The sequence below is a fragment of the Geobacillus sp. BK01 genome (genome assembly GCF_052220245.1).
Classification (GTDB): Bacteria; Bacillota; Bacilli; order Bacillales; family Anoxybacillaceae; genus Geobacillus.
Genome location: NZ_JBQPTH010000007.1, coordinates 55,678 through 78,775 on the forward strand (window position 1 = coordinate 55,678; position 23,098 = coordinate 78,775).

Here is a 23,098-nt window from a genome sequence, read left to right on the forward strand (position 1 = left end):
AATCTTTTCGACTTTTTTTCGTATTTTTCGTCAAATGAGCAGGTGGAACAAATTCGGATCTTTATTCACTTCCTGGAACGGAAATCCTTTTTTCTTCATCCGTTCAATGAGCGGTGCGTAGTCCTCGCGCCGTTTCAGCTCGATGCCGACGAGCGCCGGTCCGCTTTCCTTATTGTTTTTCTTCGTATATTCAAACCGGGTAATGTCATCGGTCGGACCGAGCACTTCATCCAAAAACTCGCGCAGCGCCCCGGCCCGTTGCGGGAAGTTGACGATGAAATAGTGCTGCAGCCCTTCATAAATCATCGAGCGCTCTTTAATTTCCTGCATCCGGTCAATGTCGTTGTTGCCGCCGCTCACCACGCAAACGACCGTCTTGCCGCGAATTTGCTCTTTGTAAAACTCAAGCGCGGCGATCGGCAGCGCGCCGGCCGGCTCGACGACGATGGCGTTTTCGTTATACAGCTCTAAAATCGTCGTGCATACTTTCCCTTCTGGAACGACAACGATGTCATCAAGCATTCCACTACATAACGCAAACGTTTTTTCCCCGACCGTTTTGACCGCGGCACCGTCCACGAACTTGTCGATCTCCCCGAGCGTCACGACATGCCCGTGCTCGAGCGCTGCTTTCATCGACGGTGCGCCGGCCGGCTCGACGCCGACGATGTTGGTGGACGGAGAAATGCTTTTCACATACGTCCCCAGCCCCGCTATCAATCCGCCGCCACCGATGCTAGCGAACAGAAAATCGATCGGCTCGTCGCAGTCATTTAACACCTCAACCCCGATGGTTCCTTGACCGGCAATGACGTATTCATCATCAAACGGGTGAATGAACGTGCGCCCTTCCGCTTCGGCGCATTTCACCGCTTCGTTGTATGAGTCGTCAAACGTGTCACCGACAAGGACGATCTCGACCATGTCTTTGCCAAACAGCTGCACTTGCGACACTTTTTGCCGCGGCGTCGTCGCCGGCATGTAAATTTTCCCATGCACACCAAGCGCCCGGCATGAATAGGCCACCCCTTGGGCATGGTTGCCGGCGCTGGCGCAAATGACTCCGCTTTGCCGTTCCTCGTCGGTTAAATGCTTCATCCGGTTGTACGCCCCGCGCAGTTTAAACGAACGCACGACTTGCAAATCTTCGCGCTTCAAATAGACGTTGCATTCATACCGTTCGGACAAGAGCGGATTTTTTTGCAGCGGGGTATGCAAAACAACATCCTTGAGCGTATGATAAGCAATCAAAATGTCCTCGACGTATACCGCCCCTTGTTTCCGTTTTAGCTGTTGTTCCATGCTCTCGTTCCCTTTCCTTAGTAAGTTATCTTTGATTTGTAGATTATATCACAAATTCGCAAAAAGAAAAGGAAATTTTCGAAAAAGTTTTTGTTCTTGATAAGAAAACGACCGGCGCTACGTCCGGTCGTCTTCTTTGTTGAACTCCTCTTCTTCGGCGAACTCGGTCGCCCATCTTCCTTCATCATACCAGCGATGCGCTTCTTCCCGGCGCGCTTCCTCGAGCACATGATTTTCCATATACAAATGGAAAAACGTTTCAATCGCCCCGATGGCAAGCGCGCTAAAAAAGGCGGCGTACGCCATGTTAACAGTTGGCGCAATCAGCGCAAAGCTGACAGCCCATACAAGCAAAAAGGACAGCGGCACATCCAAAACGGCGGCGGTGAAGTTTCCAACGCGCGGCAAGATGAACACATCGCCGATCATGTAAGAAACGAGCGCGGTGATGATTGTCATGAGCGAAATCAACGAAAGCGGAGCGTTGAAAATGGTAAACATGGAAAATAAGACGACGCTCCAAGCTGCGAGCTTGACGATAAAAGGAACGATATGCTTCATTTGTCTTCCTCCACTTCCATTGTTGGTCTACTTGTTATCGTTCCTTGTTCGCTCCGCTTCTATGCAAAAAGACGCACTTAGCCAAAGCTAAGCGCGCCCTGTTTTTCGCTCGTAAATGAGAAAGGCGTGATCGTATCGGTTTTTTTCATCGACCGTTCCTTGCGTATACGAAACGAGTTCCCACTCTTGTTCGGAAATCGGCGGATAAAACGTATCGCCGGAGAACGAGGCAAAAATTTTCGTCACATACAGCCGGCTGGCAAGCGGCAGCGTCGCCTGAAACAGTTCGGCCCCGCCGATAATGAACACTTCTTTGTCGCCGCGGCCGGCGATCCACTGTTTCACGTCATCAAGCGAGTGAAGCGTAAGACAGCCTTCCGGGCGAAACGAACGGTTGCGTGTCACGACGATATTTTCCCGGCCGGGAAGCGGACGGCCGATCGCCTCAAACGTCTTCCGCCCCATCACGATGGCATGTCCCATTGTCACCCGTTTAAAATACGCCAAATCGGCCGGCAAATGCCACGGCAAACGGTTGTCCTTGCCGATCACCCGGTTTTCGTCCATCGCTACAATGTGCGAAATCATCGCATCCTCCCCTTCACACCGCCACCGGCGCTTTAATCGCCGGATGCGGGTCGTAGCCGACGATTTCAAAATCGTCGTATTCATAGTCAAAAATGGACGGTGGCTTCCGTTTCATGACGAGCTTTGGCAACGGGCGCGGCTCGCGCGTCAGCTGCAGTTTCGCTTGTTCCAGATGATTTTTGTACAAATGGACGTCCCCGCCGGTGAAAATCAGTTCACCGACGTCCAAATCGCACTGTTGGGCGATCATATGCGTCAAAAGCGCATAGCTGGCAATGTTAAACGGCAGCCCTAAAAACGTGTCAACGGAGCGCTGCTGCCACATGCATGACAACCGTCCATTCGCGACGTAAAACTGGAAAGCGTAATGGCACGGCGGCAGCTTCATCTTATCCAATTCCGCCACGTTCCAGGCGCTGACAAGCAGCCGGCGCGAGTTCGGGTTGCGCTTGATTTCATCGACGACCGACGCAATTTGGTCGACCGTTTTCCCGTCAGCTCCTTTCCATGACCGCCATTGCGCGCCGTAGATCGGGCCGAGATCGCCGTTTTCATCGGCCCACTCATCCCAAATCGTCACGCCGTTTTCCTGTAAATAACGGACATTGGTGTCGCCTTTTAAAAACCAAAGCAGTTCATAAACGATCGAGCGAATATGTAACTTTTTCGTCGTCACAAGCGGGAAGCCGTCCTGCAAGTCAAAGCGGAGCTGGCGGCCGAACACGGACAAGGTGCCGACGCCGGTGCGGTCTTCTTTTTCCACACCGTTTTCCAAAATATCTTCTAAAAGCTGCAAGTATTGCCGCAATGTCCTCACCTCACGCTTATCATATCATAAAGCACCGCCCTCATCACGAAAAAAAAGAGCCTTCTATGAGGCCCGTTCCGCCAACTGGCGAATAAATCCGTATGTGTCCGGGGCCGCCGTCTGCAGCGTTTCCCGTGTCTTGTCGCTCGCATAATAATAGGCGAACGATTCAGCAAAATACTCTTCTGGATATGTCAAAAAATAATACTCGCCTGGAAACAGCCGTGGCGCTTCTTCCCGCCAAATCGTCTGAAACTCATCCGTTTCGTGAATTTCGTCAAACACGATATAATCAAGCGAATGGGCAAATTCATGCAGTTCTAAATTGACCGAGCCGTGTCCTTTCCCTTTTTCGCTATGGCCGAGGCGGACGAGCACTAAATGCGATCCCCCGATGCCCGGCACTTCATCCCACGTTTTGGACCCCGGCACGTAGCCGCGCGGTGTTTTCCCGCGCAAATGGCGGACTGTCGGTTCATCAGTAATTTTTCCGGTCAACAACTGAATGTAAATATGATGGTTCGCCGCTTGTTCCAAAATGCTTCGGTCAATGCGGGCGATTGTTCGAATCGTCTCGTTTGCTTCCTCAAGCGAAAAGTCCGTTTCCGGTACGATGATGATGCGGCCTAACACATCGTGCGACGGGATTGCCTGAATATCAAGGCCGCTTCCTTGAAGCAGCACGCCGTGCGCAGCCGGGTACGGCGAAAGCGACAGAAGCGGAACGGCGAACAGCGCCGCTAGTAAACTAGTGAACCATCGTTTCATTCGCATTCCCCCGCTTCTTTTATTCTATGAAAATGATATCATAGAACGAAGCGGGGAAAAACGCGCAAAATAAGGAAGAACCCACCGGTCGCTACGTCCGCCAGTTTGGCGGCGTATTTTTTGACCAGTAAATTTTCCCTAATTCATGATGATCTTGAAATCCGTCATCATAAATGTGATAGTGAAACTGAAACCAGTACCCGTCTTGCGGCGGATGCTCGCGGCGGACGTGAAAGCGAACAAGATCTTCCCCTGTGTCCATGCGATACAAATGGAAAATGCGTTCTCCTTGCCCACCAGACGGATTTTCGGATACGGCCAAATAACGGAGCTCTTCTTCCGGACAGCGTTCAGCCAGCTCGGCGATCACTTCTTCGATGCGCGGCAAGATGACAGCGTGAAACTCATCCTCGATGACCGGGGCGATTTTGCGGCCGAACTTTTCGTATGACTGCGCCACCGCCTTTTCCATCGTCCCCTCGATAAATTGTTCACGGGTTAACAAAACAGCTTCCGCTGCAGAGCGCGCTGAGCTGTGCTGCCAATCCGAAGACGAGGCGTCGTCCGGAGGCGGCTCTTTGGCCGCGAGCAACGAAGCAGGCGGCGCCACAAACCCAAACGTACAGACGGTAATCGCAGCAACGAGCGTTTTTCGAAGCCATGCCGGCAGCCTCATCGCGTCCACCTCCGCGATGGTTGGTCAGCGGTCAACTGCTTGAACAAGCCGCTCTCGTTAAGCTTTTCAACCGCGCGGCGCAACACCGCTTCCGGCTGAACGAGAGCGATGCGCACATAGCCTTCACCGCTCGGCCCGAACGCATGCCCAGGCGTTACGACGACGCCGGCTTGATCGATCAACGCTTTCGTGAACGAAAGCGATGTCCAGCCATCGGGAATTTTGGCCCACACAAACATGCCCGCCGGCGGACGATCAACCGCCCAACCGATGTCGGTCAATCCGGCAACAAGCGCATCGCGCCGCGCCTGATACATCGTGCGGCTTTCGGCGCAAAAGTCGGCCCCATGACGCAACACGTCCGCCGCCGCTTTTTGAATTGGCCAAAAAATGCCGTAATCCAAATTGGACTTGAACTCGGCAAACGCACGAACCACGTCAGCATTGCCACATAAATAGCCGATCCGGCAGCCGGCCATATTGTAGCTTTTGGACAACGAGTTGATCTCAACACCGACATCTTTCGCCCCCGGGACGGACAAGAAGCTCACCGGTTTGTTTCCGTCATAGTACAGCTCACCGTAGGCAAAATCGGAAACAACGAGAATATCGTACCGTTTGGCAAACGCAACGACATCGCGATAAAACGATTCCGGAGCCAACGTCGGCACCGGGTTGCCGGGAAAGTTTAAAAAGAGGATGGCCGCCCGTTTGGCGACATCTTCCGGAATGGCGGCCAAATCGGGCAAAAAGCCGTTTTCTTTCCGAAGCGGCAGAAAATACGGCTCCGCTTCGGCCATCGCTACGCCGGCCGCATACGCCGGATATCCGGGGTCGGGCAGTAAAATAATATCACCCGGGTCGGCGAACACCATCGGCAAATGGACCAATCCGTCTTGCGACCCGATGACATACGTGATGTCTGTTTCCGGATCAAGCGCCACACCGTGCGCCGTCCGGTAATAATGCGCAACCGCCTCCTGAAACTCGCGAATGCCTTTTAACGTGTAGCCGTATGCATTCGGCTCCTTCGCATAGCGGGCGATCGCCTCGCGCACAAACGGCGCCGGCGGCAAATCCGGGCTGCCGACGCTTAAATCGATCCACTCGTCGTGAAGATGGCGCCGCTGTTGGCGGTACGCCGCCAATTCGGCAAAAATGGATGCGGAAAATGCGTTCATTCGTTTCGCTTTTTTCATCGTCTTTCCTCTCCCCTGCCAAAGCAAAAACCGCTTTTCCTTTTCGCTTCTATTGGTATATACTATGGTTACATGAATAGTGTATCATATGTTCAAGGGGAAAACATAGACAGAAAGGCGGGAAAACGGAGATGACAACCATCTTTTTTGCGGCCAGCCTCATCACGTTGTTGTATTTCATTTACAGCTGCATCGCCAACGCTTAACAGCGGCAGCGAAAACGGAGCTCCTGATGCGGAGCTCCGTTTTCAGTCGATTTTCGTTTTTTTGCGCGCAGAATCAAGTCCGTAGGCGCCCGTTTCCGTTTGTGTCGTTCCTTGCCCTCTCACATCAGGGGCGCTGACACCCGTTTTCGAACGATCTTTTTTCCGCTTCGGCACGCCGATCACCTCCGCCCTTATCGTTCCCCGGCACCGGCAGCGGTATGCAAGATCGGGGCCGGCATAAGGCATCAGCCGCAGTATTTGTCAAACGCAGCCAAAATATTTTCCATTACGTCCTCCATCGAATGGAACTCGATGTCTTCGCGCGGGATAAAATGGACGACTTCTTTTCCTTTTAAGAGCGCCATCGACGGTGAGGACGGGGCATAGCCGACAAAGTGCTCGCGCATTTTCGCTGTTGCCTCTTTATCTTGCCCAGCAAACACGGTTACTAGATGATCCGGCTTCTTCTCGCTCCGCAGCACCGCCTGCGTCGCGGCCGGACGCGCCAGTCCGGCGGCACAGCCGCACACCGAATTGACGAACACAAATGTCGTCCCTTCCGCTTGCTCCATAAACTGTTCGACTTCCTCACTTGTACGCAACTCGCGAAAACCGGCGCGGACAAGTTCATCGCGCATCGGCTGCACAAGCTGGCGCATATACTCTTCGTACGCCATCGACATAGCTATCATCCCTCCATATGATGATCGTTGTGCTATCAGCATACTATACTTCGAACACAAAAAGCAACGGAGATAGCTGCCGGCGGCAGCGAAAACGAGAATATCCCCTTTCAACGTCGTCAGTGGAACAAATGTCCCCCGCACTCCTGCCCGTTTGCTATCTGAAACGGGCGATTTCTTTTTTTCCTTCTAGCAATCGCCGCGGCCACCGGTCGCCCTCGAACATATAATAAGTCATCGAATGGAGGGAAACGAAAGGGGGCGCAGTCGATGGGGTACATTGAAGAGTTGCGAAAAATTGTCGGAACCCGACCGCTCATTTTAGCCGGTGTCGGTGTCGCGATCATCGATGACTATGGACGGGTTTTGCTGCAAAAGCGCCGCGACGGGCTGTGGGGAGTCCCCGGCGGCTTGTTGGAGCTCGGCGAGTCAACCGAGGAAGCGGCACGGCGGGAAGTGTTGGAAGAAACGGGGTTGGAGATCGGTGAACTCGAACTCATCGATGTGTTTTCCGGCCAAAAATATTTTGTTCGGCTGCCAAACGGCGACCAATATTATTCGGTTACCGTTGTGTACCGCACCCACGATATTCGCGGCGGGGAACTGAGGGAAGACGGGGAAGAATCGCTCGAGGTAAAATTTTTCTTTCTTCATGAATTGCCAAACGAGCTTTCTCCGCTCTTTCAAGATCTTGTTGAGCATTATTTCGGCAGTTGACGGACAAAGCCTTGGGGGAACCAACTCCAAGGCTTTGTTGCGGTCAGTGACTGCAGCGCGAAACAGTTAGAAGCCGATTTTCATTGTAATAAATTGGAGAATAATCGGCGCCCCTTTCGGCGGCGGTTCGGCTGTTTTCAATGTCAGCTTCCCCTTTTCCACCTCGTACAACTTTTCCGGTTGCAGCACTCCGTTGATAAATAAGTTGATCCAAGACACATGTTTCGGGTCTAAAATGCCGCGATCGCCGTACTCTTTCAGTTCATCGCTGTCTGTATAGACGGTCTTCACCCCGTCCGATATGGCGTTGTACTGGTATGTTTCCGCCGCCAAAACGCGTGGGGGAAAAAGGAGCGCAATATGGAGAGGAACGGTCAGTACAGCATGAGTCCAATCATATACTTTCGGAACAGCAATAACATGTTTTCTTGATGAAGATCCCCGTTTCACTGATCTCATCACCCAACCAAACGTATTGTCCCACTATCATTTGATTCCACAACGTATTCAGCACCATCATATTCAACATTCTCTATAAGGTGAATGACAAATAGGACGACAAGACAACCGACGCACGATAAAATCACTATATGACATTCACCTTCATCCGCAATAGCAAACGACAAACAGACTAGCAACCCACCTAAAAACAGTATAAAAGACAGATGAAAGGCAGATTGATGCACGGATCGAATATAGTCCGAAATGATCATTTTCCCCTTACCATGACAGCCGCCGGGCCGGTGGTTCTAGTCCGTTCATACAAATAGAACGAACGTATGACGCCGACCGGTTGCCAACAAACATCCCTAAATGCTAGGAGGACTAGGCGATGGATGGGGTGGCTTCGGGTCAGCGGCAACCTTCACGATCACATTGAGAAGGAGGATGGCTGTATGGCTTTACAACTAATCAAACTATTTGTCGCTGCAACTACCACAACAGAAGTTGCGCCAAACGACACAAGGTTTTTCTATATTACGACAGCGGAAACGGCGGAAGGGGCAACGTTGACAATTGATGCGGCCAGCTTTTTCCAAGACGACGGCAGCCAAGCGACGGAATTGCCGGCACTGGCAACCAACAACAGCTACTTTAATGTGTATGTCAACGGCGTTTTACAAATGGAGGGAATTTCCACCTATACCCCTGGCGCGACTGGTGTCGGATCACTAGCCATTACCGTTCCGACCGGCAGCGGTTCCATTCCGGCCAATACCCCTATTGTACTTGAAATTGTCCAGTTCGCTCCGACCTCAAGCACAACCGTGACGACTTAACAAGAAGCGCTTTTTTGACCAAGGAAAGAGGCGCGCCGACCGGCGCGCCTCTTTTTATTTCTCCGACTTGTTCTCTTTTTTTCGGCTTTCCGTCATTTGCTTCCAGACGGAACCTTTCGCCTCTTCGCCGCCCTCAATCCGCTCGATCGCCATTTTCACTTGCAAGCTCACTTCAAACTCCGGATCGTTTTCTGCCGCTTTTAATGCCGGCAAGGCCGATTCATCGCCCACCTCGTATAAAAACATAGCCGCCCGCCAACGAACGAGCTTGCTTTCGTCGTTTAATGCTTCGATCATCGCCGGAATGGCATCCGGGTCGCCAATGTCGGACAAACAGTCGCCGGCGGTGCGGCGCACAGCGACAGCCGGGTCTTTTAGCGCTTCGTACAAGTACGGAAGCACCTTTTTGCCGCCGATCATGCCAAGGTATGCCGTCGCCAGGCGGCGAACAGCCATTTTTTCATCTTTCAACGCTTTGGCCAGCACCGGAATGTCGTCTTCGGTCGGCTCGGCCATTTGTTCGAGCGCGGCGTACCGTTTGCGCCAATCCGGGTCATCGAGCATCTCGCTTGTCACTTTGACGCCCGGCCGTTTTTGCGCCGTTTTTTCCAGCTCGCCGCGGCGGAACATGTTGACAATTCGCTCGAGCCGCTCCGGCGGATAGGCGGCCGATAGCTCGTCGACGATTTCATGGCCGATTTCTTCAAACGTGCCATAACGCACCCCTTTTTCGACCCATTTGCGCTCTAAGACGATGTTGCCGGCGTATTTTTGCGCCTCAATAACGGCATCCACAAACGGCTTCGGCAGCCCGACGCGATGTTCGCGCTCGCCGTCGATCAGCTTCACTTGCATCGGCAGCCCATATAACATTTGCACGAACACTTTCACTTCGCCAAAATGTTCATTCACCGTCGGCTTTCCTTCTTCCGTTTCATCCACCTCTTCGCCGAACACTTCGCGCACTTTTGCCAAAATGTCGCGCCAATCGTACTTCGGATGGCGTTCGACGGCCAGAAAATCGGCGACATGGTAAATGCCTTTCACCCCGTCAATGCGCATGAGCGCTTGGATGATCGGCGGCGCGGCGGCGACGTTATCCGGCTTATAATTATGGCTCGTGCCAAACGGCAGCTCTTCATCAAGCAGCACTTTCATCGTATTCGGGCTTGGTGTCGGTTCAATCGCTTTAATGCGCAAGCGCAATCCCCTCCTTTGTCTATCCCGCTGTCTTACAGCAATTTTTCAATGTCTTCTTTTAGCTCGCTCGGCTTTGTTTGCGGGGCGAAGCGGGCGACGACGCGGCCGTGGCGGTCGACTAAAAACTTTGTGAAATTCCATTTGATCGCCTTTGTCCCCAATGCCCCCGGCGCTTGTTCTTTCAGATATTGAAACAACGGGTGGGCGTTGTCGCCGTTGACATCGACTTTGGAAAACATCGGGAACGTTACGCCGTAATTCAACTGACAAAACTGCTCGATATCCGCTTCCGTCCCCGGCTCTTGGCCGCCGAACTGATTGCACGGAAATCCGAGCACGACCAGCCCGCGATCCCGGTATTCGTCATACAGCTCCTGCAGTTCTTTATACTGCGGAGTGAAGCCGCAACGGCTTGCTGTATTGACGATCAACAGCACCTTGCCTTCATAGGCGGATAACGGCTGCTCTTCCCCTCGAATCGTTGTCGCGCTAAATTCGTATACGCTCATCGTTCTCACCTCACCCCCATCATAGCGGATTTTCCCGTTCGTTTCCACTTTTTGCACCGTTACTCGCCGGCGAATGGCTGCAGCTGTTCGAGCGAGGAAATCATATACGGCACCATTTCCGGCAAATCGGCCGCGTTTTCCTCGTAGATGAGCCGGCCAAATTCGACCGTTGCCTCATTGTGATACGGGCCGTGTTCGTGCGGAAACTCCCAACGCAACATTTGCCGGACGACCCGTTCCTCTCCCCAAATCGTTCGCAGCGTCCCCTCAATAAGCGCACAGGCGGACAAGCGGCGAACCGGCAAGGCGAACGAGACCGCAAGCCGGCAGCCGGCCCGGCCGTAATGGAGCCGTTCATTCACCAGTTCGGCAAAATCGATCGCAAGCCGCGCCGTGCAGATGACCGGCGGTTCAGGCGCACCGGCCTGTTGAAAGGAAATGGCGTACTCGCGCGACAGGCGGGCCAAATCGGCGAGATCGCGGCGGTCGATGACGGCAATGCGCCCTTGCAAGTCGGCGTCATAGACGGCTCCTTCCAACACCGTTTTCAAATTGTCAAACGCCGTCGGATCCATGCATTTTCCCTCCTTTCCTCACTGTGTCCGCTCAATTTCCTTGAACGGAAAAAAATGAATTGAAGAAAGTCAATAAAGTTTTTATAATGGAATTATTTAAAAAACGAGAACGAAACGGAGGGGACATCGTTGCCAATCAACATCCCAAAAGATTTGCCAGCGAAAGAAATTCTCGAACAAGAAAACATTTTCGTCATGGACGAAGAACGAGCGTATTCGCAAGATATCCGTCCACTCAATATCGTCATTTTAAACTTAATGCCGGAAAAAGAAAAAGCGGAAACGCAGCTGCTTCGCCTGCTCGGCAACTCACCGCTGCAGGTGAACATCACCTTTTTGCGCCCGGAAACCCATGAGCCGAAAACGACGAGCAAACATCATTTGGATCAATTTTACACGATTTTTCCGCACATCCGCCATCGGAAGTTCGATGGGATGATCATCACCGGAGCACCGGTCGAGCAAATGCCGTTTGAAGACGTCACGTACTGGGATGAGCTGACCGACATTATGGAATGGACGAAAACGAACGTCACCTCAACGTTACACATTTGTTGGGGTGCACAAGCCGGCTTGTATTATCATTACGGCATCCCAAAATATCCGTTGCCGGAAAAGTGCTTCGGCGTGTTCAACCATACGCTCGAAGTGAAAAATGTCAAACTGTTGCGCGGGTTTGACGATGTGTTTCGCATGCCCCACTCCCGCCATACAGATGTTAAACGCGAAGACATTGAAAGCGTGCCGGAGCTGACGATTTTGTCGACCGCCGACAAAGCCGGCGTTTCCCTCGTCGCTTCGAACGACGGGCGGCAAATTTTCTTGACCGGTCATCCGGAATATGACGCGACGACGTTAAAAGACGAGTATGAACGCGACTTGGCGAAAGGGCTGTCGATTCAAATTCCGGAATCGTACTTTCCGAACGACGACCCGAGCCGGCCGCCGCTCAATACGTGGCGCTCGCATGCGAACTTGTTGTTTGTCAACTGGCTGAACTACTATGTCTATCAAGAAACGCCTTACATTTGGGAATGAAGGGAAACTATTTCCAACAAAAACGCCTTTCGCTCTCTCGGCAAGGCGTTTTTCTTATTTTGTCATTTTTCGACAATTATCCTATTCCTTCGTACAACGATCAGCATATCTTATAGTAGATTTCTCAGGGAGGTGAACGGGATGGGCGCTTGGCATGGCAATGGTTTTGCGTTGATCGTTGTCTTGTTTATTTTGCTCATTATTGTCGGGGCTGCGTTCGGCGGCTACGTTTACTAAGCCGTCATCCCCTTCTCCGGCCGCCGTGTTTGCCAGCACCCGGCCGTCATGTCCGCGGGAGAGCGCCGGAAAGGCGTTCCCCGCGTTTTTTCATGTTGCGGCGGAATAAAAAGGGTTCGTCGGTCTATGCTAATGGTATGGTCAGCGCGCCTAAAGGAGGTGTGACGTATGACGAAACGGCCAAACAACGGAAGCCGAAACCAAAACGCGCCGACACAGGACCCGATGGCATTGCTTCACGGTCCAATAGCCGGCGACAACAGCAAAGGACGGCGGCAGCATAAAGAGCAAAACGACAAAACGGATGCGGATAAATAAAAGGAAAAAGGTGTCTCAAAAAGCAACGAGACACCTTTTTTCACTGCTTATATAATCGAGCCGATTCGTCATTTTATATCTTGTCTTTCCCCGAAGGACAGGCGGTCTTTTAAGTCAGCCTTTTTGCCGCTAAAATTCGATTCCTTTCATGGCCTTTGTCCCTTGTTCATAATCATGCTTAATGAGCGCCATCTCGGTCACGATATCGGCGGCGGCAATCAGCTCCAGGCGGGCGCTGCGCCCGGTAATGACAAGATGGAGCGCCGGCGGACGCGTCCGGATGACCTCGAGCACCTCCTCGACCGAGACAATGTCGTGAATCGGAAACCGATCGATAGCAAGGGCATTGTTCAATTCGTCAAGCACGATAAGGTCATACCGGCCGGAATGAATATACTGTTTCGCTAGCGCCCACGCGTGTCTCAGCGCTTCGCGGTGGATGTCCGGTGTTTTCGTCCATGTAAACCCGGCGCCGAGTTGGCGCACCTCGACGCCGAGGCGGCGAAGGGCGAGCTGCTCGCCGTACGTGCGCTCCGGCGATTTCACAAACTGCAAAATGGCGACGTTCATCCCGCGGCCGACCGCGCGCAGCGCCAGGCCAAACGCCGCTGTCGTTTTCCCTTTGCCATCGCCGGTGTAGACGATGACCCGCCCGTTACGACGAGGCGTTGACATCGACCATGCCCCCTTGCCGCTCCGGAAACCATTGCAATGTCTCCCGCAAACGGACGACATCGCCGATGACAATGATCGCCGGGTGGGAAATGCCGGCTTTTGCCGCCTCAGCCGGCAGCGTCGCGATTGTAGCCGCCACCGTGCGCTGCCGCTCGGTCGTTCCCCATTCAATGGCGGCCGCCGGCGTATCATCCGGTTTGCCGGCGGCGGCGAGCCGGCGGCAAATATCCGGTAGGTTGGCCGCTCCCATGTAGACGACGATCGTATCACATCCGCGGGCGAGCGCCTCCCAGTCGACCGCTTCGCTTCGATGCCCGGTGACGATCGCCACGGAAGCGGCGTGTTCGCGATGAGTGACCGGAATGCCGGCATACGCTGGAGCGGCAATGCCGGACGTCACCCCGGGGACGATTTCAAACGGAATGCCGGCTTTTGCCAACCGTTCCGCTTCCTCACCGGCGCGGCCAAAGACACACGGGTCGCCGCCTTTTAAGCGGACGACCGTTTTTCCTTGGCGCGCCTGCTCGAGCAACAGTTCATGAATTTGTTCTTGAACGGTATCGTGCTTTCCCGGCTCTTTGCCGTAGTAAAGAAGTTCAGCTTCTCGTTTCGCATACCGAAGCAACTTCCGGTTGACAAGCCGGTCGTAAATGATAACATCTGCCTGTTCCAAACATTCGCGGCCGTAGACCGTAATCAACTTTTCATCACCCGGACCGGCGCCGACTAAATACACTTTGCCGACGGTCATCGTTCCTTCCCCCCTTTCGTTTCTCTGTCCGAAATGTCCGCTGAAGAAAACGTCGCCATTTCGTTCACCATCGCCGTTGCAGACAGCAGCAACGGAAACGCTACCGCCGCGCCGCTCCCTTCACCAAGACGCATGCCGAGATCCAACAGTGGCTCCTTCCCTAGCAAGCGAAGGGCGATCCTGTGCCCTGGCTCTTGTGAACGATGTCCGGCAATCATATAATCTATGACATTCGCAGCAAACTGGCGGGCTACAAGGGCCGCGACCGTGCAAATCAACCCATCGAGCAAAATCGGAATGCGCCGCTCAGCAGCAGCGAGCATCGCGCCGGCCATTGCCGCAATCTCCAATCCGCCGATTTTGGAAAGCCATTCAAGCGGCTTTGACGGATCCGGTTGGTGAAGCAAAAGCGCCCGGCGGATGACGGCGCGCTTATGCGCCAACTGTTCCTCGTCAACGCCCGTGCCTTTGCCGACCATCTGCTCGAGCGGTTCGCTAGTCAAGGTCGCCAACAAAGCGCTGGCAGTCGTTGTGTTGCCAATCCCCATTTCACCGATAATGAACGCGCGTACACCTTGTCCTACCATGAATACTGCCTGCTCATAACCGATATGAAGCGCCTGTTCAGCTTCCTGCAACGTCATCGCCTCGGCTTGGGTGAAATTGTTTGTTCCGGGGCGGACCTTTTTCTGAATGACGCGCTCATCCATGACCGGCACGGCCACCCCGACATCAACGATCCGGAGCAGCGCACCGATTTGCCGGCTAAACACATTAATCGCCGCTCCACCGTTGGCAAAGTTTTGCACCATTTGCGCCGTCACTTCGGCCGGATAAGCGGATACACCCTCCGCAGTCACGCCATGATCGGCCGCAAACACAAGCACTCCGGGCGGAGTAACACGCGGGAACAGTTCCCCGGTCATGCCGGCAAGCGTTGCCGCCACTTCTTCAAGCCGGCCTAGGCTGCCGGGGGGCTTCGTCAATTGATTGATATAATCACGCGCTTGTTCAATCATCTCACGGTGGATCGGTGGAATCGAAACATGCATGATAGACACGCGATATCCCCTATTCATCGGGAATAGGCGTTTCCTCCTTTCTCATCTGAAAGAGCTGTTTTCCTTCGCCATCCCTTGCCGCGGGAAGACGTCATCTGCTTGGCAATGTCTCTAGCAAGGCGGTGATGCCCTAACCATCATGCAAAAAAGAATCCATGTTGAACATTCCCCACCGGGTGAGCGTTTCCATGACGATTACGGTTGCTGAAATTGACGCATCATCTGTTCGATCCGCCCGACGTCGACATGCTCGCGGACATGAGTGGCAAGCCGGTCAAACGCCGCTTCTTTGCGGGTGAGAAACGATACAGCGCCGCGCAACGGGATTCCCTTTTCGCGGCGAATGGCGTTCAAAAAAGCGGTGCGGAACGCATCGTTATGAAACAAGTCATGCATGTATGTGCCTAACACTTGCTCATCCCCCTGTTTCGCCCCTTCATATCGGTCTTCTGCTTCAATCAATGGCGCATAGCCGGAAAGCGGCGCCGAGCGGCCCATATGAATTTCATAGCCGCTCACCCGAAACCGCTCGCCATTCCACGCAAGCACCCCGTTTGAACGGACCGTCATTTTCGTCCGTTCGAGCGTCGTCTCGACCGGCAGCAACCCAAGCCCTTTGACTTCCAAAAGCGGCGTCTCGACTCCATACGGATCGCGGATGACGGCGCCAAGCATTTGGTAGCCGCCGCATAAGCCGACGACCCTCGCTTTTCCTTCATTGACAAGCGACACAATGCGGGAAGCGAGTCCTCTTTTCTTCATATAAATCAAGTCTTCGATCGTGTTTTTGCTTCCCGGCAATACGATCACATCCGGGTTGCCAAGGTCATCAGCATGCGTCACCAAGCGGACGCGGCAATCCGGCTCGGCCAAAAGCGGGTCGATATCGGTGAAATTGGCGATTTTCGGACAGCGGATGACGGCGATGTCAATCGCTTCCTCTCCCCCGACAGATGAAGCAAACCGCTCAAGCGACAGCGAATCTTCCGCATCGATCGTCAAATCCGGCAAATAGGGGACAACGCCGAGCACCGGCACGCCGGTGTGCTGCTCAAACCAATCAAGCCCCGGTTTAAGCAGTGACACATCGCCGCGAAACTTGTTAATGATGACGCCGATGACCCGCTTTCGGTCCTCAGGCTCAAGCAGCGACAGCGTTCCGACGAGGCTCGCGAACACCCCGCCCCGCTCAATATCGCCGATCAACACGACCGGAGCGTTGGCGAGACGGGCGATACGCATGTTGACGAGCTCGCGGTCGTTTAAATTCACTTCGGCCGGGCTTCCCGCCCCTTCAATGACGATCCGATCATACTCGTTCATCAGCGTTTCAAGCGACTGGCGAATGACAGCCAGCCCTTGGTCGAAAAACTCGTTCCGGTAGGCGAACGCCTGCATCGTGCCGTACGGTTTGCCAAGCACGACGATTTGCGATTCATGGGTGCGGCTTGGCTTAATCAAAATCGGATTCATCTCGGCACGGGCCGCCACTCCGGCTGCCTCCGCCTGAATGCCTTGCGCTCGGCCGATTTCTTTCCCGTCCGGCGTCACGTACGAGTTTAACGACATGTTTTGCGACTTAAACGGCGCCGTCTTCCAGCCGTCTTGGGCGAAAATGCGGCAAAAGGCGGTCGCGATGACGCTTTTGCCGGCGTCGGAGTGAGTGCCTTGAAACATGATCGGCAGCGCTCTAGCCATCCCGTTTCACCCGCTCGCATGCGGCGAGCCACCGTTCGGCCATCGCCGGGGCGGACGCGAAATGGAAATGGACGTAGCCGGCGACAAGCCGGTGCACTAGACAACCGTCCGGCTTTGTTCCTTTCCGGCCGCTCGTGTCATAGGCAAACGGCATCTCGCCCCGCGGTTCGTACACCGAATAATGGAATTCATGTCCGCGCGCCACTTCCCCTTTTGGCAACAGAAAGTTCCCGTCCCGCCCATACACTTCGCGATAGCCGAGCGCCGCCAGCGTCCGCTGCATGACGACCCGCCCCGGGATGACGCCGACCATGTCGTACGCAGCCCCACTTGTCGTGACAAGCTGTTCGGTAAGAAACATAAACCCGCCGCATTCGGCAAGTGTCGGCAAGCCGGCTTCGACCGCTGTGCGGATCGATTGCTTCACCGCCGTCTGCCGCGCCAGCTCAGCGGCAAACTCTTCCGGAAAGCCGCCGCCGATATACAGCCCGTCAGCGCCTTCCGGAAGCGGCTCGCCGGCGAGCGGGGAGAAATAAACAAGCTCAGCGCCATAGGCGGCCAACATTTCCAAATTTTCCGGGTAGTAAAAGTGGAAGGCGGCATCTTTCGCCACCGCGATGCGCACCGGATACGTCCGGCTTGGTTGGACAAGCGGGGCAGGCGCCGCTAGCGGCGGAGCGGACTCGGCGATCCGAAGCAGCGCCTCCCAATCGACTGTTTCCGCTACTTTTTCCCCAAGGGCGGCAAAAAAATCAGCCAACTCACCGCGCTCCACCGACGGCACGAGTCCTAAATGCCGCTCTGGCAACGCCAACGCCTCGTCTTTTGGCAAATAGCCGACCGTCGGGATGCCGCACATTTGCTCGATGGCTGCCTGAATCAGCCGGAAATGCCCTTCGCTGCCAACGCGGTTCGCAAACACGCCGGCAATGCGGACATCCGGGTGAAACGTTTGAAATCCGCGGACGATGGCAGCAGCGCTGCGAGCCATGCCAGCGGCGTCAATGACAAGCAGCACCGGGCTTTCCGTCAATACCGCAATATCGGCTGTCGATCCTTCATTAGACAGCGGCTGCTTGCCGTCAAACAGCCCCATCACTCCTTCGATGATGGCGATATCCGCCCCTTGGCAGCCGTTCGCCAACATTTGACGCACGTTCGCGCGGCCAGCCATCCAGCTGTCCAAGTTGCGTGCTGGCCGGCCGGTGACCGCCGTATGGTACGTCGGATCGATGTAATCTGGTCCGCATTTCAATCCTTGCACCGTCAAACCTCTCTGCCTGAGCGCCGCCATCAAGCCGAGCGTCACGGTCGTTTTGCCGGCGCCGCTTCCCGGCGCGGCGATGACCAATCGTCGCATGCCCCATTCTCCTTTCGTCCATGGCGGATGAGCGCCACGGAAATCGTCACGTTGCCCGATTTCTTTTTCACGAGCGCCATTTGATCGGCCCCGCTGTACAATTTCGCCGCCGGCTCGCTCACCCCGTAGGCGCCGGTGTAGCGGAACACCGTCTCCGACGGCGCTTCCATCGGTACGGCGTTTAACTCCTCTGGTGGGTAGGTGACAAACTCCCAGCCGTATTGGGCCGCCACCGCCAAAAGCCCCGGCTCATCCTTTTTCAAGTCAATCGTGCATATCGCTTTGACGCTTTTGAGCGAAAAACGAAGTTCATGGAGCGTCTCGCGGATGACCGTTTCAATTTCCCCGGCTGTGGTGCCGCGGTTGCACCCGATGCCAAGGGCGATCACTTTCGGGCGATACAAAACGCCGTTTTGCAAAATCGCTTCTTCTTCCGGCCCAAGCAGCCGGTGAGTGACCACAAGCGCCGCCGCCGGGCGGGCGGCCAGCGCCTCCGCGATCGAGCCGTACACGGTGAGGTTTTTCGGCAGCGGGCGGTCCGCCGGCCACCAATTTGGCTCTCCCGACTCTTGCACAATGGCGACCGGTTCTTCATTGACAACAGCCGCGCTCACCGGCGTCAAGTTGTCATCGGATTCCCATGCCCAGCCAAATTCGCGGCCGAATAGATCAACGGCGATCGTCTGCTGCACGTCGGAAGCGGTCGTAATGACCGGGCGGGCGCCCAATATGGCGGCCGCACGCCGCGTCAATTCGTTGGCGCCGCCTAGGTGTCCGGATAATACGCTAATGACATGTTCTCCTTTATCATCAATGACGACAACCGCCGGATCGGTCTTTTTATCTTTCAACAATGGGGCGATCATCCGGACGACCGCGCCGAGCGAAATGATGCAAATGAGCCCGTCGTAACGGGCGAACAGCTCCGGCAGCAGCGTCTTAACGTTGCCGGAAAACAGGCGGATGCCATGCTCTTCTTCGTCGCCGCGGGCGAACTTCTCCGTATAATACACGTCCGCCCCATCCAGTTGGCGGCCAAGCGTTCGGGCAATCTCCACTCCGTGTTTCGTAATGGCCACGACCGCATAGACGCCGTGCCTTTCGTTGTTTATGGCAGCAGCCCCCACCTTACACCTCCCCCTTTCGATATCCGTGCGTAAACGTCCGGTCATACAGCTTCGAACGGTAGCCTTGTTCATGAATATGCGGATCAAGCGACCAGCCGGCCAATATAATGGCGTGCTTCGTCACGCCGTGGCGCCGCATATCCTCAGCCAATGTCGCCACCGTTGAGCGAATTATGATCTCGTCCGGCCATGTCGCCTTATAGACGACCGCCACCGGCGCATCACCCCTCCAGCCGGCATCAAGCAGCGCCGCACTCACTTTTTTCGCCAAGGTCGCGCTTAAAAAAAGGACGAGGGTGCAATGGTGGCGGGCGAGTTCCTGCAGTTTCTCACGCGGCGGCACCGGCGTCCGCCCCTCGGCGCGGGTGAAAATAACCGTCTGCGTCAATTCCGGGACGGTGAGCTCGGCCTGCACAGCGGCCGCGGCCGCAAACGCCGAGCTGACGCCAGGGACGATTTCCACATCGATCCCTTCTCGTTTTAACAAAGCCATTTGTTCGAGCGTCGCCCCGTAAATTGCCGGGTCGCCGGTATGGACGCGGACGACGAGCCGGCCTTGCCTCACCTTGTCGGCCATCATCGCCACCATTTGTTCCAAATGCATGCCAGCCGTATGAAACACCTCCGCCTCCGGCTTCCGGTAGCGCTCAATCAACTGGTCGCTCACCAACGAATCGGTGTAAAAAATGGCGTCCGCCGCGGCCAACAGCTCAGCGCCGCGAACGGTGATCAAATCCGGCGCCCCCGGCCCCGCTCCGACAATGTACAGTTTCACTTTCTCACCACCAGCAATGTCAAATATTCGAGCTCTGCCCCTTCGAGCCGCTCAACGTCCCAAATGACTTCTTCACTTGACGTCACTTTCGTCACCACTGCCGCCCGATGAAGCAAATCGAGCTCGCGAAGGAGGCGGATCATCAAGTCGATCACTTTCGCTACTTTAAAAAAGATGACACAATCATGTGCAAGAAGCGCGGCTTTCATTGCCTCATCGTCGTCACGTGCCGGCACGATCGCCACTTGCTCATCGCCGTCCGCAAGCGGCAGGCGAAGCCGAGCGGCGGCGGCGTTCGCCGAGCTGATGCCGGGGACGACTTCGATCGGCGCGTCCGGATAGCGTCGCTCCATCACATGCATCAAATGGATGAACGTGCTGTACAAAAGCGGATCGCCTTCGGTGACAAACGCCACATCGCGCCCGGCTGACAGTTCCGTCCAAATGGCGTCCGCTGCTTCGTTCCATTTCGGCTCCAGCACAGCCGGGTCTTTTGTCATCGGAAAATGGAGCCCAAGCCGTCGCTTTTCATCCGGGGCAAAGTACGCGTCGATAATTTGTTCCGCATAGCTTTTGGCTTGCCGCCCTTTTTTTGGATAGGCGATCACCTCCGCCTCTTTTAGGCGGCGGTACGCCTTTACAGTCATCAGCTCCGGGTCTCCGGGGCCGACGCCGATGCCATATAATGTTCCCGTCATTCCTCTCCCTCCCGCTTCGCGGCTATGATGTACACCGGATTGAGCGCCTCAAAGCGCGTCAAATCTAAAATTGGCTTGCTTCGCGACACGTGGGCGAGCGTCACATCGACCTGAAACCCGCGCGCCCGCAAGCCATGGCACGCTTCGGCGAGCGTCTCGATCGTCGCCGCATTGATGACGATGCGCCCGTTTCGTTTCAGCCGCCGGCAGCACACATCCAGCAATGGCGCCATCGCGCCGGATGTGCCGCCGATAAAAATGGCGTCCGGGTCGGCAAACGCATCAAGCCCGTCTGGCGCTTTGCCGTGCACAAGCGTGATGTCGACGCGGAACTTGCGCAAGTTTTGCCGGCAACGTTCGATGTCCTGTTCGTTTTTTTCAATCGCAAACACGGCGCCGTCGCGGGCGATTTTCGCCGCTTCAATCGCCACCGAGCCGGTACATGCGCCAATGTCCCAAACAACGCTGTCCGGCCGCAAACGCAAGGCGCTTAGACTTAGGACCCGGATTTCTTTTTTCGTAATCAATCCTTTGTCCGGCTTGCGCTGGCAAAACTCGTCATCATCAATGCCAAGCGGCCAAACCGGGCTTGGCGCTATTTGCCGCAAAATGACTATATTTAATGGAAGAAACTCGGTTTCGGCCATCTCTTCTAACGAAAGCAGGCGGCAACGCTCGTTCGGGCCACCGAGTTCCTCGCCGACAAACGCCTCGTACTCGGTCATGCCATATGCCAACAAATAGCGGGCAATAGCCGCCGGCGAATTCGCCTCATCCGTTAACACCGCGACTTTGCGCCGCCCGTCGATTCGTTGCGCCAAGCCTGTTAACGGACGGCCATGGACGCTGACAAACGCCGCATCTTGCCACGCCTCGCCTAGTTTCGCAAACGCCCATTGCACCGAGCTGACCGCCGGGTAGACGTCAATCGGCAATTTGCCGGCCAAATAGCTGCCGATACCGTAAAAGAGCGGGTCGCCAGACGCCAACACGACCGCATTGCGCGTCTCGTTGCGCAGCCGCTCGACAAGCTCGGCCAACCCGCGGCGGATGACCATTGTTTCTCCTTTGTATTCCGGAAACATCGCAAGCTGGCGTTCGCCGCCGACAAGCAGGTCGCTTTCCATGATCCATCGCTTGTACAAATCGGGAAGACTCGCCGGCCCGTCAGCCCCCACGCCGATCAGTTTCATCGTCCCCATCTGCTTGCACCGCCTTTCCTAATCGTTGTCCGCTCATCGTGTAAATCGATGTCGCCACTACCAGTCCGCCCCCGATTTCCCGAAGGGCGGCCCGGCAGCACGCCTCGCAGAGCAGCTCAAAAAATTTCGTACAACCGGCTTCTTGCATCATGTCGCCGACTTGCGCCGCCGTGTTCGCTTCACGCACCGCCGCCACCAGCTCGGAAGAAGCGCCGGCCTGCTCGGCAAGGGCCGCCAAAAAACCAAAATCGATCGGCGCGCTTTTGGCGTGCACCATCATCACTCCTTGAGCGACTTTCGAAAATTTCCCCATCATGCCGACCATCGACACTCTCCCCATGCCGAGCCGTTTGCATTGTTTCAGCGTAAAGCCAACAAAATCGCCCATTTCGATAAACGCTTCCTCCGGCAGATAGGGGTATTCCTTCATGGCATACTTTTCGCTCCGCCCGCCGGTCGTAATGACGACATGGCGGCAGCCGTTCGCTTTGGCCACTTCGAGCGCCTGCACAATGCTCGCCCGGTAGGCAGCGGTCGAGAACGGAACGACGATGCCTCGCGTCCCTAAAATCGAAATGCCGCCGATAATGCCAAGGCGCGCGTTTAACGTTTTTTTCGCGATCTCCTCGCCGCCCGGCACGGAAATGACGACGTTCACCCCGCGGTCGAGGCCGTATTGTTCGAGCACTTCCTTGATCGTTTCGCGAATCATTTGGCGCGGCACCGGATTAATGGCCGCTTCGCCGACCGGCACCGGCAGCCCCGGTTTCGTCACGCGCCCGACTCCTTCGCCGCCATCAATATGGACGCCGGAATCGAGCGCCCATGAGACCGTGGAGACGATCGTCGCTCCGTGCGTTGCATCCGGGTCGTCCCCCCCGTCTTTAATGACCGAGGCTGTCGCCGATGATCCGCCGACTGTGCACGACGCCATGGCAAACGTCACCACCCGCCCGATCGGCAGACGGATCGTCGCTTCCGTCTGGGCCTTGCCGGTGATGAGTGCGGTGAGCGCCGCTTTTGCTGCCGCTGTCGCGCACGATCCGGTCGTATACCCTTCACGCAACGCTTTTTTTGTTTCCATGG

General features: G+C 55.3%; 28 protein-coding genes. 5 read left to right on the forward strand and 23 right to left on the reverse strand.

The window, feature by feature from the left end; genetic code table 11:
* Positions 1–30: 30 nt before the first annotated feature.
* The 9 genes from ilvA to ACTVDO_RS09600 form a co-directional block, all read right to left on the reverse strand.
* Entirely contained in the window at positions 31–1,302 is a 1,272-nt protein-coding gene (ilvA, locus tag ACTVDO_RS09560) for a threonine ammonia-lyase IlvA (RefSeq protein WP_020959903.1), read from the reverse strand.
* Between the two features lie 117 nt (positions 1,303–1,419).
* The gene (locus ACTVDO_RS09565) at positions 1,420–1,863 is read right to left on the reverse strand and encodes a YndM family protein (RefSeq protein ID WP_020959904.1); all 444 of its coding nucleotides are present in this window, start codon (positions 1,861–1,863) and stop codon (positions 1,420–1,422) included.
* A gap of 87 nt (positions 1,864–1,950) precedes the next feature.
* The gene (locus ACTVDO_RS09570; protein ID WP_442901415.1) at positions 1,951–2,451 is read right to left on the reverse strand and encodes a dihydrofolate reductase; all 501 of its coding nucleotides are present in this window, start codon (positions 2,449–2,451) and stop codon (positions 1,951–1,953) included.
* Between the two features lie 13 nt (positions 2,452–2,464).
* On the reverse strand, positions 2,465–3,259 hold the full coding sequence (thyA, locus tag ACTVDO_RS09575) for a thymidylate synthase (RefSeq protein WP_020959906.1): 795 nt from the start codon (positions 3,257–3,259) through the stop codon (positions 2,465–2,467).
* A 63-nt stretch (positions 3,260–3,322) separates the two neighbouring features.
* Entirely contained in the window at positions 3,323–4,027 is a 705-nt protein-coding gene (locus ACTVDO_RS09580) for an anthrax toxin lethal factor-related metalloendopeptidase (RefSeq protein WP_020959907.1), read from the reverse strand.
* A gap of 91 nt (positions 4,028–4,118) precedes the next feature.
* Entirely contained in the window at positions 4,119–4,697 is a 579-nt protein-coding gene (locus tag ACTVDO_RS09585; RefSeq protein ID WP_442901461.1) for a YpjP family protein, read from the reverse strand.
* 2 nt (positions 4,698–4,699) lie between these two features.
* Positions 4,700–5,902 (reverse strand): LL-diaminopimelate aminotransferase, encoded by a 1,203-nt coding sequence (locus ACTVDO_RS09590; protein ID WP_442901416.1) that lies wholly within the window; start codon positions 5,900–5,902, stop codon positions 4,700–4,702.
* Between the two features lie 248 nt (positions 5,903–6,150).
* The gene (locus ACTVDO_RS09595) at positions 6,151–6,282 is read right to left on the reverse strand and encodes a YuzL family protein (RefSeq protein ID WP_442901417.1); all 132 of its coding nucleotides are present in this window, start codon (positions 6,280–6,282) and stop codon (positions 6,151–6,153) included.
* A 71-nt stretch (positions 6,283–6,353) separates the two neighbouring features.
* On the reverse strand, positions 6,354–6,791 hold the full coding sequence (locus tag ACTVDO_RS09600) for a BrxA/BrxB family bacilliredoxin (RefSeq protein WP_020959911.1): 438 nt from the start codon (positions 6,789–6,791) through the stop codon (positions 6,354–6,356).
* Between the two features lie 270 nt (positions 6,792–7,061).
* Here ACTVDO_RS09600 and ACTVDO_RS09605 point away from each other — a divergent pair, with 270 nt between their 5' ends.
* Entirely contained in the window at positions 7,062–7,508 is a 447-nt protein-coding gene (locus tag ACTVDO_RS09605) for an NUDIX hydrolase (protein WP_020959912.1), read from the forward strand.
* Between the two features lie 66 nt (positions 7,509–7,574).
* Here the strand turns inward: ACTVDO_RS09605 and ACTVDO_RS09610 are convergent, their stop codons facing one another.
* Positions 7,575–7,958 (reverse strand): DUF4183 domain-containing protein, encoded by a 384-nt coding sequence (locus ACTVDO_RS09610; protein WP_020959913.1) that lies wholly within the window; start codon positions 7,956–7,958, stop codon positions 7,575–7,577.
* A gap of 446 nt (positions 7,959–8,404) precedes the next feature.
* On the opposite strand from ACTVDO_RS09610, the gene ACTVDO_RS09615 reads away from it, so the two are divergent.
* Positions 8,405–8,788, forward strand: coding sequence for a DUF4183 domain-containing protein (locus tag ACTVDO_RS09615; RefSeq protein WP_020959914.1), 384 nt, complete (start codon positions 8,405–8,407; stop codon positions 8,786–8,788).
* 54 nt (positions 8,789–8,842) lie between these two features.
* On the opposite strand, the gene ACTVDO_RS09620 is transcribed toward ACTVDO_RS09615, so the two are convergent.
* From ACTVDO_RS09620 to ACTVDO_RS09630, 3 genes are read right to left on the reverse strand one after another with little or no spacing between them, the layout of a single operon-like run.
* Complete coding sequence (locus ACTVDO_RS09620) at positions 8,843–9,988, reverse strand: conserved virulence factor C family protein (RefSeq protein WP_020959915.1); 1,146 nt, start codon at positions 9,986–9,988, stop codon at positions 8,843–8,845.
* A 32-nt stretch (positions 9,989–10,020) separates the two neighbouring features.
* Positions 10,021–10,497: a glutathione peroxidase gene (locus tag ACTVDO_RS09625; protein ID WP_041267910.1), complete on the reverse strand. Its 477-nt coding sequence runs from the start codon at positions 10,495–10,497 to the stop codon at positions 10,021–10,023.
* 59 nt (positions 10,498–10,556) lie between these two features.
* A complete protein-coding gene (locus ACTVDO_RS09630) occupies positions 10,557–11,072 on the reverse strand; it encodes a hypothetical protein (RefSeq protein ID WP_442901418.1) in 516 nt (171 codons plus the stop codon).
* 129 nt (positions 11,073–11,201) lie between these two features.
* On the opposite strand from ACTVDO_RS09630, the gene metA reads away from it, so the two are divergent.
* From metA to ACTVDO_RS09645, 3 genes are all read left to right on the forward strand, one after another.
* A complete protein-coding gene (gene metA, locus ACTVDO_RS09635) occupies positions 11,202–12,110 on the forward strand; it encodes a homoserine O-acetyltransferase MetA (protein ID WP_020959918.1) in 909 nt (302 codons plus the stop codon).
* 141 nt (positions 12,111–12,251) lie between these two features.
* Entirely contained in the window at positions 12,252–12,347 is a 96-nt protein-coding gene (locus ACTVDO_RS09640) for a YjcZ family sporulation protein (RefSeq protein WP_020959919.1), read from the forward strand.
* A 168-nt stretch (positions 12,348–12,515) separates the two neighbouring features.
* Positions 12,516–12,665: a hypothetical protein gene (locus ACTVDO_RS09645; protein WP_442901419.1), complete on the forward strand. Its 150-nt coding sequence runs from the start codon at positions 12,516–12,518 to the stop codon at positions 12,663–12,665.
* A 129-nt stretch (positions 12,666–12,794) separates the two neighbouring features.
* On the opposite strand, the gene cobO is transcribed toward ACTVDO_RS09645, so the two are convergent.
* From cobO to ACTVDO_RS09695, 10 genes are all read right to left on the reverse strand, one after another.
* Positions 12,795–13,340 (reverse strand): cob(I)yrinic acid a,c-diamide adenosyltransferase, encoded by a 546-nt coding sequence (gene cobO / locus ACTVDO_RS09650; protein WP_020959921.1) that lies wholly within the window; start codon positions 13,338–13,340, stop codon positions 12,795–12,797.
* Positions 13,321–14,091 (reverse strand): uroporphyrinogen-III C-methyltransferase, encoded by a 771-nt coding sequence (gene cobA / locus ACTVDO_RS09655; protein ID WP_020959922.1) that lies wholly within the window; start codon positions 14,089–14,091, stop codon positions 13,321–13,323. The genes cobO and cobA overlap by 20 nt, the downstream gene beginning before the upstream one ends.
* Positions 14,088–15,143: a nicotinate-nucleotide--dimethylbenzimidazole phosphoribosyltransferase gene (gene cobT, locus ACTVDO_RS09660; protein WP_041267911.1), complete on the reverse strand. Its 1,056-nt coding sequence runs from the start codon at positions 15,141–15,143 to the stop codon at positions 14,088–14,090. Before cobT ends, cobA begins: the two co-directional genes overlap by 4 nt.
* 204 nt (positions 15,144–15,347) lie before the next feature.
* Entirely contained in the window at positions 15,348–16,850 is a 1,503-nt protein-coding gene (locus ACTVDO_RS09665) for a cobyric acid synthase (RefSeq protein ID WP_442901420.1), read from the reverse strand.
* A complete protein-coding gene (locus tag ACTVDO_RS09670; RefSeq protein WP_442901421.1) occupies positions 16,843–18,210 on the reverse strand; it encodes a cobyrinate a,c-diamide synthase in 1,368 nt (455 codons plus the stop codon). Before ACTVDO_RS09670 ends, ACTVDO_RS09665 begins: the two co-directional genes overlap by 8 nt.
* Positions 18,156–19,337, reverse strand: a complete 1,182-nt coding sequence (locus ACTVDO_RS09675; RefSeq protein WP_442901422.1) for a cobalt-precorrin 5A hydrolase — start codon at positions 19,335–19,337, stop codon at positions 18,156–18,158. Before ACTVDO_RS09675 ends, ACTVDO_RS09670 begins: the two co-directional genes overlap by 55 nt.
* A 1-nt stretch (position 19,338) precedes the next feature.
* A complete protein-coding gene (gene cobM, locus ACTVDO_RS09680; protein ID WP_442901423.1) occupies positions 19,339–20,112 on the reverse strand; it encodes a precorrin-4 C(11)-methyltransferase in 774 nt (257 codons plus the stop codon).
* Positions 20,109–20,810, reverse strand: a complete 702-nt coding sequence (gene cobI / locus ACTVDO_RS09685) for a precorrin-2 C(20)-methyltransferase (protein WP_020959928.1) — start codon at positions 20,808–20,810, stop codon at positions 20,109–20,111. Before cobI ends, cobM begins: the two co-directional genes overlap by 4 nt.
* The gene (cbiE, locus tag ACTVDO_RS09690) at positions 20,807–22,012 is read right to left on the reverse strand and encodes a precorrin-6y C5,15-methyltransferase (decarboxylating) subunit CbiE (protein ID WP_020959929.1); all 1,206 of its coding nucleotides are present in this window, start codon (positions 22,010–22,012) and stop codon (positions 20,807–20,809) included. The genes cobI and cbiE overlap by 4 nt, the downstream gene beginning before the upstream one ends.
* Positions 21,978–23,096, reverse strand: a complete 1,119-nt coding sequence (locus ACTVDO_RS09695; protein WP_020959930.1) for a cobalt-precorrin-5B (C(1))-methyltransferase — start codon at positions 23,094–23,096, stop codon at positions 21,978–21,980. Before ACTVDO_RS09695 ends, cbiE begins: the two co-directional genes overlap by 35 nt.
* Positions 23,097–23,098 lie beyond the last annotated feature (2 nt).